This is a genomic window from Flaviramulus sp., assembly GCF_982512915.1.
Window position 1 is genome coordinate 215,471 of record NZ_CEWOCJ010000002.1, and the last position, 12,308, is coordinate 227,778.

Annotated in this window: 10 protein-coding genes and 5 tRNA genes; 1 reads left to right on the forward strand and 14 read right to left on the reverse strand. The window is 32.9% G+C overall.

Features of this window, described 5'->3' with window-relative positions; translation table 11 throughout:
• Nucleotides 1-34 precede the first annotated feature (34 nt).
• The 11 genes from nusG to rpsU all read right to left on the reverse strand — a co-directional run bounded on the left by nusG (nucleotide 35) and on the right by rpsU (nucleotide 4,309).
• Nucleotides 35-589: a transcription termination/antitermination protein NusG gene (gene nusG, locus AC1XJX_RS02540; protein ID WP_482002391.1), complete on the reverse strand. Its 555-nt coding sequence runs from the start codon at nucleotides 587-589 to the stop codon at nucleotides 35-37.
• Nucleotides 590-600: 11 nt separating this feature from the next.
• The gene (gene secE / locus AC1XJX_RS02545) at nucleotides 601-798 is read right to left on the reverse strand and encodes a preprotein translocase subunit SecE (RefSeq protein WP_482002392.1); all 198 of its coding nucleotides are present in this window, start codon (nucleotides 796-798) and stop codon (nucleotides 601-603) included.
• A gap of 70 nt (nucleotides 799-868) precedes the next feature.
• Nucleotides 869-941 (reverse strand) — tRNA-Trp (locus AC1XJX_RS02550).
• Nucleotides 942-1,003: 62 nt separating this feature from the next.
• Nucleotides 1,004-2,191, reverse strand: a complete 1,188-nt coding sequence (tuf, locus tag AC1XJX_RS02555; protein ID WP_482002393.1) for an elongation factor Tu — start codon at nucleotides 2,189-2,191, stop codon at nucleotides 1,004-1,006.
• Between the two features lie 66 nt (nucleotides 2,192-2,257).
• Nucleotides 2,258-2,329 (reverse strand) — tRNA-Thr (locus AC1XJX_RS02560).
• 11 nt (nucleotides 2,330-2,340) lie between these two features.
• A tRNA-Gly gene (locus tag AC1XJX_RS02565) sits at nucleotides 2,341-2,413 on the reverse strand.
• 46 nt (nucleotides 2,414-2,459) lie between these two features.
• Nucleotides 2,460-2,541, reverse strand: a tRNA-Tyr gene (locus AC1XJX_RS02570).
• 69 nt (nucleotides 2,542-2,610) lie between these two features.
• Nucleotides 2,611-2,684 (reverse strand) — tRNA-Thr (locus AC1XJX_RS02575).
• Between the two features lie 98 nt (nucleotides 2,685-2,782).
• Complete coding sequence (locus AC1XJX_RS02580) at nucleotides 2,783-3,088, reverse strand: HPF/RaiA family ribosome-associated protein (protein WP_482002394.1); 306 nt, start codon at nucleotides 3,086-3,088, stop codon at nucleotides 2,783-2,785.
• A gap of 35 nt (nucleotides 3,089-3,123) precedes the next feature.
• Complete coding sequence (locus AC1XJX_RS02585; RefSeq protein WP_482002395.1) at nucleotides 3,124-4,014, reverse strand: tyrosine-type recombinase/integrase; 891 nt, start codon at nucleotides 4,012-4,014, stop codon at nucleotides 3,124-3,126.
• 100 nt (nucleotides 4,015-4,114) lie between these two features.
• Nucleotides 4,115-4,309: a 30S ribosomal protein S21 gene (gene rpsU / locus AC1XJX_RS02590; RefSeq protein WP_482002396.1), complete on the reverse strand. Its 195-nt coding sequence runs from the start codon at nucleotides 4,307-4,309 to the stop codon at nucleotides 4,115-4,117.
• 162 nt (nucleotides 4,310-4,471) lie between these two features.
• Here rpsU and AC1XJX_RS02595 point away from each other — a divergent pair, with 162 nt between their 5' ends.
• Nucleotides 4,472-7,594, forward strand: coding sequence for a VPS10 domain-containing protein (locus tag AC1XJX_RS02595; RefSeq protein WP_482002397.1), 3,123 nt, complete (start codon nucleotides 4,472-4,474; stop codon nucleotides 7,592-7,594).
• 16 nt (nucleotides 7,595-7,610) lie between these two features.
• Here AC1XJX_RS02595 and AC1XJX_RS02600 read toward each other — a convergent pair whose 3' ends face one another.
• From AC1XJX_RS02600 to AC1XJX_RS02610, 3 genes are all read right to left on the reverse strand, one after another.
• Nucleotides 7,611-9,059, reverse strand: a complete 1,449-nt coding sequence (locus tag AC1XJX_RS02600) for an aldo/keto reductase (protein ID WP_482002398.1) — start codon at nucleotides 9,057-9,059, stop codon at nucleotides 7,611-7,613.
• A 3-nt stretch (nucleotides 9,060-9,062) separates the two neighbouring features.
• Nucleotides 9,063-10,550, reverse strand: coding sequence for an APC family permease (locus tag AC1XJX_RS02605; RefSeq protein ID WP_482002399.1), 1,488 nt, complete (start codon nucleotides 10,548-10,550; stop codon nucleotides 9,063-9,065).
• 85 nt (nucleotides 10,551-10,635) lie between these two features.
• The gene (locus AC1XJX_RS02610) at nucleotides 10,636-12,267 is read right to left on the reverse strand and encodes a hypothetical protein (protein ID WP_482002400.1); all 1,632 of its coding nucleotides are present in this window, start codon (nucleotides 12,265-12,267) and stop codon (nucleotides 10,636-10,638) included.
• Between the last annotated feature and the right edge of the window lie 41 nt (nucleotides 12,268-12,308).

Below are 12,308 nucleotides of genomic sequence, written 5' to 3' on the forward strand. Positions count from 1 at the left end.
AAAAGAACGTATCTTTTATATAGTGTAACAATTATTATACTTTTTCTACCTGCATATAACTTAGCTCTAATGGTGTTTTTCTACCAAAAATCTTTACCATTACTTCAAGTTTACGCTTTTCTTCATTTATTTTTTCTATCGTACCATCAAAGCCATTAAAAGGACCATCAATAACCTTAACAGTTTCACCTTTAGTAAAGGGAATTGAAACATTAGAACTTTCATCAACTGATAGTTCATCAACTTTACCTAACATTCTGTTAACTTCAGATTGTCTTAATGGCACTGGATCTCCTCCTTTTGTTTCACCCAAAAAACCAATAACATTAGTTACAGATCTTATTATATGAGGAACTTCACCAGTTAAATTAGCTTGTACCATTATATATCCTGGAAAAAAAACTTTTTCTTTATGAATTTTTTTTCCATTACGAATTTGAATAACACGTTCAGTTGGAACTAATACTTGATCAACATAATCTTGTAGTCCTAACCGAGCAATTTCATTCTCTATGTAAGTTTTAATTTTATTTTCTTGACCACTTACAGCTCTAACAACATACCATTTTTTTTCACTAACCTCAGACATAAACTTTTTTTTTAACCGTTAATCCATTGAAAGTAAAATGCAATGACTTTGCTGAATACTGTGTCAACACCCCATATAGCAAGTGAAAATATAATTGAAAAAACAGCAACTAAAACAGTTAAACTTTGTGACTCAGCCCATGTTGGCCAAGTAACATTGTTTTTTAGTTCTCCAAATGATTCTTTTATATAATTTACAAATCCAGCCATTTTATTATTTCTTTATTGACACGAATTGAAAAAAATTCAATTCAATATAATAGGTAATACTTTTTATTTGCACGGGTTGGGAGACTCGAACTCACGACACCTGGTTTTGGAGACCAGTGCTCTACCAACTGAGCTAAACCCGTAAACATAAGTCAAGGTATTCCGGAAAACGGAATACCTTAGCTTATAATTTATTTAAACTAAATTAGTCTAATATCTCAGTTACTTGACCAGCACCTACTGTTCTACCTCCTTCACGGATTGCAAAACGCAAACCTACAGTCATAGCTATTGATTGAATTAATTCAACTGTAATAGTTAAGTTATCTCCAGGCATAACCATTTCAACTCCATCAGGAAGCGCAATGTTTCCAGTCACATCAGTTGTACGAACGTAAAACTGTGGACGATAGTTATTATGGAATGGAGTATGACGACCACCTTCTTCTTTTTTAAGTATATAAACCTCTGCTTTAAATTTTTTGTGTGGTTTTACAGAACCTGGCTTAACAATAACCATACCTCTTGAGATTTGAGTTTTCTCAATACCTCTTAATAAGATACCAGCATTATCTCCAGCCTCACCTCTGTTAAGAATTTGACGGAACATCTCGATACCAGTAATTGTAGAAGTTAATTTCTCAGCTCCCATACCAATTATTTCAACAGGATCACCAGTGTTAGCGATACCAGTCTCAATACGACCAGTTGCAACTGTACCACGTCCTGTAATAGAGAATACATCTTCGATAGGCATTAAGAAAGGCTTATCAACTTCACGAAGAGGTTCTTCAATCCAAGTATCACAAGCTTCCATTAATTGCATAACCGTATCAACCCATTTAGCTTCACCATTAAGCGCTCCTAAAGCTGAACCAGCAATAACAGGACCATTATCTCCATCATATTCATAGAAAGATAATAAGTCTCTGATCTCCATATCTACTAATTCTAGTAACTCCTCATCATCAACCATATCCACTTTGTTCATGAATACAACCATACGAGGAATACCTACTTGACGCCCTAAAAGGATGTGCTCACGTGTTTGTGGCATAGGACCGTCAGTAGCAGCAACTACTAATATAGCACCATCCATTTGCGCAGCACCAGTAACCATGTTTTTCACATAATCCGCGTGACCTGGACAGTCAACGTGAGCGTAATGACGATTTGCTGTTGCGTATTCTACGTGAGATGTATTAATTGTAATACCTCTTTCTTTCTCTTCTGGAGCGTTATCAATTTGATCAAATGATCTCGCTTCTGATAAACCTGCATCAGCTAATACTTTAGTAATAGCAGCAGTTAAAGTTGTTTTACCGTGATCTACGTGTCCAATTGTACCAATGTTTAAGTGTGGTTTTGAACGATCGAAAGTTGCCTTTGCCATGTTTTAATTTTTAATCTTAGTTATATAATAATATTAGTGTATTCTATTTTATATTCAATAATATAGAGCCAATGACGGGAATTGAACCCGTGACCTCTTCCTTACCAAGGAAACGCTCTACCCCTGAGCTACACCGGCTTAAATATTAGAGCGGGAGACCGGGTTCGAACCGGCGACATTCAGCTTGGAAGGCTGACGCTCTACCAACTGAGCTACTCCCGCAATTATTTAAAATCCTTTAATTTAAAATCTCATTTTTATAAAAATGTGGGGAGAGCAGGATTCGAACCTGCGAAGACTTAGTCAGCAGATTTACAGTCTGCCCTCGTTGGCCGCTTGAGTATCTCCCCAATTTTAAATTAATTCACTCTTTTTAAAGAACTCAACTTTTTAATTAATAATTAAAAAGCTTTACTTTGAGCCGATGGAGGGACTCGAACCCACGACCTGCTGATTACAAATCAGCTGCTCTAGCCAGCTGAGCTACATCGGCGTTTTTCACACTTTTTAAAGCATAAAAAAGTCCGCTATTTCTAACGGACTGCAAATGTATAGATTTATTTTTTTATTCAAAACATTTTTGAGGAAATTTTAATGTAAATTTGATCTAAGCTTTTCTTTTCGCTTTTTTAGCTGTCTTTCAAGGGATGCGATTGCCATATCAGTACCCTCTTCAAAGGTTTTACACTGTTTTTTTACTACAAAACTATCACCGGGAACACTTACTTTAGCTTCAAAAATTTTATTTTCCTTGTCACTTGTATTTTCAACTTTAAGAAAAACGTCAGATTTAATGACTTTGTCATAGAACAAGTCTAACTTATCCATGCGCTTTTGGATAAAACTTATTAATTTTCTGTCTGCATGGAAATTTACTGATTGCGTGTTTACTTTCATACTACTCTTGTTTTGGTTAGACAATAATTCAAATACTATTTTTTACTTCTTGGATGTGCATTTATGTGCACTTTTTTTAATTCTGCTATACTATTATGTGTGTAAACTTGTGTAGCAGCTAAACTTGAATGTCCGAGAAGTTCTTTTACAGCATTTAAATCTGCACCTTGATTTAACAAATGAGTTGCAAAAGAGTGCCTTAGTATATGTGGACTCTTTTTTACTTTTGAAGATGCCTTACTAAAATAATCAATTATTATTCTGTAAACAAGTGTTTCGTAAATTTTAATTCCTTTTCTTGTTAAAAACAGACTTTCATCGTTAATAATATTTTCAAGTTCGCTCCTTAAATTTAAATAATTTATTAAAGTTTCTACAACTGAATTTAATAACGGAATAATGCGTTCCTTATTTCTCTTTCCTAAAACTTTTATTGTTTTATTATGTAAATCTATACTAGTCAATTTTAAATCTATCAACTCAATACGCCTCATTCCAGTTGAATAAAATAGCTCTATAATGAGTTTATCTCGAACACTTTCAAAATCTTTTCCAAAATTAAAATCATCTAACGCCAATTCTATTTCGGCTTCTGAAAATGGTACTTGTATTTTTTTACTTGTTTTAAGTGCTTTATGTTTTGATAATGGGTTGATATTAACACCCCCTACTTTTAAAAGAAACTTAAAGTAGGTATTGAGTGCTGACACTTTCCTGTTGATACTTCTATTTGATATGCCTTTTTCAACTAATAACACAATCCAACTTCTTATTTGTGCATAGTTGATATTTATAATTGAATTTATTCCATATTCAATTTTTATAAATTCTGAAAACGCTTCTAAATCATTTTGATAAGCCTTTACAGTAAGTTTTGAATAATTTTTTTCTAGAAGTAAGTAATCTGTAAATGATTTAAAAGACATGTTTTAATGTATAGTAGTATGATAAAAATACAGCTATTATTTCGTTTTTGTGAAAAAAAAATCCCACTTAAAAGTGGGATTTTATATTATTAAGGGTCAATTATACTTCTTCAGCATCTCTTAAACCTTGAATGTATTGCGCTTTTTGTATTTGTGCTCTACGTTCTACAGATGGTTTTGTAAACTGCTTGCGTGCTTGTAATTGACGTTTAGTTCCAGTTTTATCAAACTTACGTTTGAAACGCTTTAGCGCTCTATCTATATTTTCTCCTTCTTTAATTGGTATTATTAACATAGTATCTTAACCTCCTCTCTTTTTGAATTTTCAGGATGCAAATATAAAAACTAAATTATAATTTGCAATACTTAAAATAATAATTTTTACAGTTTAAAAATGAAGCTAAAATTTACTGTTTAAAATTCTATATTTGGTATAGAAATAAAATAATCAAATCATATGAAGTCTCTTACCATTTCCTTGTTAATTATTTTAAATACTTCAATATTCATCCAGAGTCAAACTATTGATTTTTCAAACTTAAAAAATTTAAATATCCGAAATGTAGGACCTGCCAACATGAGTGGTCGAATTACGGCTATTGATGTCCTAAATAGTAATCCTAAAATAATGTATGTTGGTGCCGCATCTGGTGGTGTTTGGAAATCAGAAAATGGTGGCTCAGCCTGGATACCTGTTTTTGATGATCAGCCTACTCAAAATATAGGCTCCATTGCTATCCAACAAAATAATGCGGACGTTATATGGGTTGGAACTGGAGAAGGAAATCCAAGAAACTCTATGAATCTAGGGATGGGTGTTTTCAAAAGTATAGACGGAGGAAAAACATGGAAAAACATGGGACTAGAGAAAACTAAGACTATACACAGAATTATAATAGACCCTGAAAATGAAAACACTGTGTACGTTGGTGCTATGGGAGATCCTTTTAACCCTAACGAGCATAGAGGCTTATACAAAACTACTAATGGCGGACAAACTTGGAAAAAGGTTTTATATTCTAATGATCAATCTGGTATTGCAGATTTAGTTATGGATCCTGAAAACAATAATAAACTTTTTGCTGCTTTATATGAACACAGAAGAAGTCCATATTATTTTACATCTGGAGGATCTGGTTCTGGTCTTTTTGTGTCTTTAGACAAAGGTGAAAATTGGAAAAAAATATCAGAGTCTGATGGATTACCTTCTGGTGATTTAGGAAGAATAGGTATTAGTATTGCACCATCTAATACAAATCGAATATACGCTAAAATAGAAGCCAAAAAAAACGCCTTACATAGAAGTGATGATGGTGGATTGAATTGGTATTTAATAAATGATAATCCCAAATTTACTAACAACCGCCCATTTTATTTTCAAGATTTGGCAGTTGATTCTAAAGATCCAGATCGTTTATATAATATTTACCAACCATTATCAGTTAGCTATGATGGTGGAAAATCCTTTGACACAACACCGATGATTCCTGCTGATGAAACTAAAGGTATCCATGCAGATTTTCATGCTTTTTGGGTAAATCCAAATGACCCTAAACATTTTATAATTGGTGGTGATGGAGGACTTGGTATTACTTTTGACCATGGTAAGAGCTGGTATTTCCCTGAAAATATTCCTGTTGCACAGTTTTATCATATAGGTGTGGATAACGATAGACCTTACAATGTTTACGGTGGAATGCAAGATAATGGAAACTGGTCAGGTCCCGGATATACTTGGAAAAGGGGAGGAATAAGAACCTTATATTGGCAATATTTAGTTGGTGGTGATGGATTTGATATTTCCCCAGATTTGAATAATTCAAGATTTGGATATGGTTCATCACAAAATGGAGACCTATACAGATATGACAAATTAACTGGCTATTACGTTAGTATTCAACCACCTTCACCTAATCAAAAAACACGTTTACGTTTTAATTGGAACGCTGCCTTAGCAAGAGACCCTTTCAACATTGATAAAGCCTATTATGGTTCTCAATTTGTACATATAACTCATGATAAAGGAGCTAGCTGGGAAGTAATCTCACTGGATCTAACTACTAATAATCCAGAACATCAAAAAGCAGATTATGGTGGTCTGACTTTAGACGTATCTGGTGCTGAAATTTATAATAGTATTTTAACTATAGCTCCTAGCCCGATTGATAAGAATCTTGTTTGGGCAGGTACTGATGATGGACAAATTCAATTAACTAAAAATGGTGGTAAAACTTGGATCAATATAACTGAACAAGTAAAAGAACTACCAAAAGAGGGGTGGATTGCGCAAATCGTAGCTTCAAGATATGATAAAAAAATAGCTTGGATGGTTGTAAACAATTATAGGAAGGGAGACTACGCTCCATATTTATTTAAAACCGATGACTTAGGAAAAACATGGAAAAGACTGGTTAATGAAAATGACGCTAAAGGGTATGCACTAAGCTTCATACAAGATCCAATTGAACCAAATCTAGTTTTTCTTGGAACTGAAAACGGTTTGTGGATGAGTATGAACGAAGGCTTAAATTGGGTTCAGTTTAAAAATGGGTTTCCTTCTGTGTCAACAATGGATATGACAATTCAAGAAACAGAATCTGCCTTAATAGTAGGAACTTTTGGTAGAGCAATTTGGGTAGTTGATGATTTGTTGAGTCTTCGCGTAATGGCTGGTAATAAATTGAAACCTTTTATAACTGCTTTACCCATGAGTGATGCCGTACAAGTAAAGGGTTTATTTATTAATCCTCCTGGAAATATTTGGACAGGTTTTTACACAACTTTCGAAGGAGAAAACAAAGTGTTTCAAGAAACAAAAATACCTTTTTATTTAACTAAAGTACCAGACTCAAGTGATTTAATAAAGGTAAATATCTATGATAATCAGGAAAAATTAATCAAGACATTGCAAGCAAAAAATTTTGATAAAGGATTAAATTATATTAACTGGAAGTTAGATGAGGAAGCAACTTCTTTATCTAAAAGAAGCCTTAATGATTATGACAAAGGTATTTCTGTTCTTCCTGGGGAATATAAGATTGAATTGAATTTTAATGGTATTAAAGACACAACTACGGTAAAAGTAATCTCAGATCCTAGATTTGATATGAATCCTGAAATTGATAAGGAATTATATCTTTTTAGAAAACAAATTGATAAGCAGGTTCGAAATCTAACAAATATTCTTCAAGATATTGATAACAAAAAAGATTGGGTAGAAAAGATTATAAAATTGAGAATGGAAAAAGATATTCCAGAAACTGACACCTTATTAAATTCAACAAAAGAAATGCTAACTGCATTAAATCAAATTAGAACTAAAGGTGAAGTTCCAAAACCAGAAAGACAACTTGGAGCATGGCAATCTTTTGAAAAATCACCTCATTCAAAATTACTCGATGTTCTGCGTATTGCTATGGCACAAACCAGTATGATATCGGAACAACATAAACAGGTGCTTGAGGAAGCTACCAAATCTATTGATTTATTCTCAAAGGAAGTCAACACTTTCAATAATAAGATTTGGCAACCATTTGAAGCATCAATAAAAATATATGGTATAAATTTAACCCAAGATTAATTTTTTTTAGAATTGATTAAATTATTACAGCTTCTGCTTCTATTTCAACTAAATAACCATCACCAACTAGTTTAGCCTCTACTAGAGTGTTTGCTGGATTTATTCCACTAAAACGCTCACCATGTGCTCGAGCAACTGGTTCCCATTGAGCTATATTATTTACAAAAATCCTTGTACGGACTACATCTTTTAAAGTACCTCCTAAAGATGTTATAGCACCTTCAATTTTATCAATAATAAAATGGGTTTGAGCAGAAGGATCGTTTCCACCTATCATTAAACTGCCATGGGTAGCAGTTGTACCAGAGACATGAATTCTATTTCCTTCTTTAATTGCTCTACAATATCCGGCAAATGCTTCCCATTCAGTTCCGCTAAAAATTTGTTCTCTATTTTTTCCTGTTTTAATAGAATTGAATGCCTTTGGAATAGTTTCTAGATGATGGCTAAGATCTCCAGATGCTGTTAAAAAAGGTGGTTTTCTATACTCATCACCACACTCACCAGGTATCGGCTTGAGCAATTGTTGTGCTTTTTTAATAGCAGAAATATCTTCTGAATCTAACAACACATCTAATGTTCGTTTATTATCAAGAATATGTTCGCTCTCTCCAAGTCTTGCGCCAATAATTACTCCAGCTACCACTGGGTTTTCCAAAATATATCTACTAGCAACATTAGCAATAGATACGTTGTTCTTATCAGCTATAGTTTTTACAGTATTCAATAAATTTTGGTATAACTCCCATCCGCCTGAAGCATCAATAAATCTTTTGTACTTCATTTGAGACCACGTTACTAAATCTTCAAAACTTGGCTCTGGTTTATTGAGCCATCTATCAGTTAAAAATCCTCCAGCTAAAGTGCCAAATGCAAGTAATTTAACATTATACTGCTTACATACTTTCGCCATATTTTGGCTGGCACGCATATCAATAAGAGAATGACAAATTTGATTACTAACTATAGGGATACCACTAGCTAGTGCAATACGCAAATGGGCAGCATCAAAATTTGTTACACCTATATGCTTAATTAAACCTTCCTCTTTCAATTCTTTTAAATAAAAAAGTCCATCTAACCAACTAGGATCTGGATAATACCATGCATGAAATTGTAAAAGATCTATGGTATCTACCTGCATTCTTTGTAATGTTTTATTTACAGCATCCCGAACATCTTTCTTATTAATTTTACCGGGCTTAGGAACCCATTTTGTAAAAAGCTGAACACTGTTTTTATCTTTAATATCTTTCCTAAAAATTCCAGAAATAACTTCACTAGAACCATAATGATCTGCCATATCAAAAGTTGAGAAACCATTATTCAGATAAGGTAGCATGAATTTTGATGTCTCTATAGAATTTAGAGTTTTCCCATCTCTTTCCATATCAGCAATTTGCCAAAGTCCAGTAATAATTTTTGAAATTTCAAGCCCTTCAGCTAAAGTAGATTTTTCTTGCATATTTTATTCTTCAGGTAGTTTTAAAAATTTTTCAGAAAGGTTACTATTACTTTTTGATAATTTTCTCCATTTATAAAGGAAAACCAAACTAGCCAATACCATAACAATCATCCATATTGAAGTTGAATGAAAATACCAAGCATCAGTCTCTGCTGTTAAATCCTTATATAAATGAATTGATAAGAATGCTGTTAAGGTTATAATCCCTAACCAACCAATAACTAGTTGTAAATTTCTATTTTTTATTACCACTATGTACTTTGCTAATTGAGGATTTACTTTATTGATAAAAATAAGAGTCACACACATTAATAAGAAATTAACCATCATAGAGGTAACCATAATATCTATTCCTAAAAAGAAATCTCCAGCAAAATGAGATCCTAAAACACCAATACTCGCAATAATACCTGCTATTAAAAGCGCCATATAAGGTGTATTATTTTTTGGGTGAATTTTAGATATTGATGAAGGAAAAATACCGTCTTTTGCCCAAGCAAACATGAGTCTGGATACAGATAATAACATGACTGGAAGATCGTTAATTAAAGCAATTGCTGCTCCAATCAAAATAGCTACTCCCAAACCCGATGGCAGTAAATAACTTAACAAACCAGGAGCCGTTATATCATTTTGAATAGACTCAGATGCAACAAAACTCCAAGGTACCGCATTATAAACAGCAGCTGCAAATAAAAAATAAAAACATCCAACCCCAAGAATAGCTAGTAATATAGCCTTAGGTATTAATTTTGTTGGATTTTTAGCTTCTCCACCAGCTTGTGCAATGGAATCAAATCCAATAAAGCTTGAAAAAAGCAAAGCTGAAGCTGAAAGAAAAACTCGCCAATCAAAGTCAATTTTAGAAATAATTTCAAAACTTCTATCTTCCTTTAGCTTTAGTGCTAATAAAAAATCGTTGGTGTCGTAACTGAAACCAGCTATAATCACAATGGCTCCTAAACCGAACATCAAAAACATCATCGGTAATAAAATATTTTCATATGATTTTACCCCTTTAATATTTATCCAAACAAAAAACCAAATCAGTGTTAATGCAAGTATTACTTGAATCCAACCAATTTCAAGTAATTGTGAGAGTGTGTCAAAACCTAAATTTATAGTAACATCTCTTATAAAAGGAACAGTTATATAAGCTATGACACCTATGACTATACTTAGGCCAAACCACTGAGAAAAGCTAGCAACAAAACCTAGATATGGATTTAATCCTCGACTTGCATATATATAACTACCACCTGCTCTGGGCATTGCAGAGGCCAAAATACTATAAGCTAAAGCAGCTAAAATAGTTGGAATTGCTGCAAAAGCAAAAGCAAGCAAAACATAGGGGCCAATTCCAGGAACATTTCTATGTATCATAAATGGAACCACATTTATAGAGGCTCCAAGCATAGAACAAACTCCAGTTGCCGTTAAAGCAAGTAATCCCATTTGTCGAGTTAACTTTTTCTTTTTAGAGATACCCATTAAAAATATGGTTTATTTATAGCTTGAAAAATCATATTGTAAAGATTGTATTCAAAAAATAAAATGAATTTATAAACAGATTTCATTAAAACTTCTTGCCTGTTAACTCCCAACGACCTAAAGAAATGGGTATATTTCCTATAGAATTTAAAGAATCAAAAAACTCTTTTAAACTAAAAGACTCATTGTTAACCTCTTTAATTCTTGCAAATTCTGCCAAAGTATTTTCAATTAAATATTTGCCTGTTATATAACTTGTACCGTAACCAGGTTGCCTAAGATATAAATGTTGTTCAAAAAGAAGTAATTCTTTTTCTGTTTTCATCCAACCACGAGGAGTATACGTGGCGTGAATCCCTCCTGCCTGTTCCATTGTCATTTCATTAGCATGCGCATATAAAGATCCTAAACCTCTTGCAGCACGTTGTGCTATCATGATATAAACAATCTCTCTAGAACGTGGTTGATCATCATAAAGGCCAGCATCCATAAACATTTCTTCTACTGCAGTAGCCAAACCTTCATTTCTTGAATCAAAAATATTGTATAACAAAGCGCCTTTTCTGATGTCACTTTTGTTAGGTTCTTTATCCATTCTAGCTAATTCAAACCAATGATAAAAATGTGAATAAAGTGGTCTTTGGTCATAATGTGCAGTAATCCAAAAAAAGTTGCGTTTTTCTTTTGGTACAAATCTACCTAAATGTTCTCGAAGAGCAGGTTCAAAGTAGTCTTTAACTGAAAGTATATCATTTTTATCGAGAAATTCTATAAGACTTCTAGCCGAAGCGTCAGCAAGTTCATTATATTCCTCAGGACTACTAGCATCTGTAAGTTCTGGTAAATTTCTATTTCTGTGTTCTTCTAATTTTAAAGCAGACCAAGCTCTTGTTAATTCCCTTTTTAATAGCATCACTTCATCATCCCATGTTAAAGGCACTAAATGTACATTTTGAAGATACCATGTATAATTTTCTTTACCTATACCTGATAATCCAGTTTTAAAAACAGCTTGTTCCCTTAGCCATTTTACTAAGTTTTCTGTAGATTTTATGGCTGTATTTAATACTTTAAGCAATTCTTTATCTGTTGAAACTCCAGAGAAACTCTCAATATTTTTAAGGTCGTGCATTTGAGTTTCTATATCTCGAATGCCTGCAATCCATAAATCTTTTGCGTTACCCGTTAAATTTAATTGCGCTTGTTCATTTAAAGGTTTTATTACTTTTAAATCTGTTAATAATCGGTTTCTTTCACTTTCAATTAATGGAAAATTATAAGTCCATAATTCGGTTACCATATGATGCGTTGGACCTTCATGAGCAGGCACATCACTTCTATCTGTCCATAAAGATTTATAAAAAGCTGGATCTCTTTTCCAAGGTTTAAGAATACGATGATTAAAATCATAACCATTCATTTCTGCATTAACAATATGCCAATCTACTTGATTAGTTATTGTCCATCCAGATGTATCAATAGCTTTAAGTTTTTGTTGTAACAACTTAAAAGCATTCCATCTTGTTTCAAATGTTTCCTTGGTATAATCAGGAGCTCCATCTCTTAACGGTGGCTTTTCAAAAGCTCTCCATTCCTTAAAAAAAGTAACTAATCCGGGATATGTGTTGTTATTTTGAGCATAACAATTAGAATTTTGGGCTATAAAAAAAACTGCTAAAAGAAAGTTTAAAAAAGAAAACGTATAATGCTTCATCATATTTACTTAAAATCTTGCGAGTAGAGAATATCTCTAAAATT

Excerpts from the sequence above, each read along its gene's own strand:
- rpsU (WP_482002396.1), bottom strand. The coding sequence starts at position 4,309 with ATGTTAATAATACCAATTAAAGAAGGAGAAAATATAGATAGAGCGCTA.
- AC1XJX_RS02605 (WP_482002399.1), bottom strand. The coding sequence starts at position 10,550 with ATGGGTATCTCTAAAAAGAAAAAGTTAACTCGACAAATGGGATTACTT.
- AC1XJX_RS02595 (WP_482002397.1), top strand. The coding sequence starts at position 4,472 with ATGAAGTCTCTTACCATTTCCTTGTTAATTATTTTAAATACTTCAATA.
- secE (WP_482002392.1), bottom strand. The coding sequence starts at position 798 with ATGGCTGGATTTGTAAATTATATAAAAGAATCATTTGGAGAACTAAAA.
- AC1XJX_RS02610 (WP_482002400.1), bottom strand. The coding sequence starts at position 12,267 with ATGATGAAGCATTATACGTTTTCTTTTTTAAACTTTCTTTTAGCAGTT.
- AC1XJX_RS02580 (WP_482002394.1), bottom strand. The coding sequence starts at position 3,088 with ATGAAAGTAAACACGCAATCAGTAAATTTCCATGCAGACAGAAAATTA.
- AC1XJX_RS02585 (WP_482002395.1), bottom strand. The coding sequence starts at position 4,014 with ATGTCTTTTAAATCATTTACAGATTACTTACTTCTAGAAAAAAATTAT.
- tuf (WP_482002393.1), bottom strand. The coding sequence starts at position 2,191 with ATGGCAAAGGCAACTTTCGATCGTTCAAAACCACACTTAAACATTGGT.
- AC1XJX_RS02600 (WP_482002398.1), bottom strand. The coding sequence starts at position 9,059 with ATGCAAGAAAAATCTACTTTAGCTGAAGGGCTTGAAATTTCAAAAATT.
- nusG (WP_482002391.1), bottom strand. The coding sequence starts at position 589 with ATGTCTGAGGTTAGTGAAAAAAAATGGTATGTTGTTAGAGCTGTAAGT.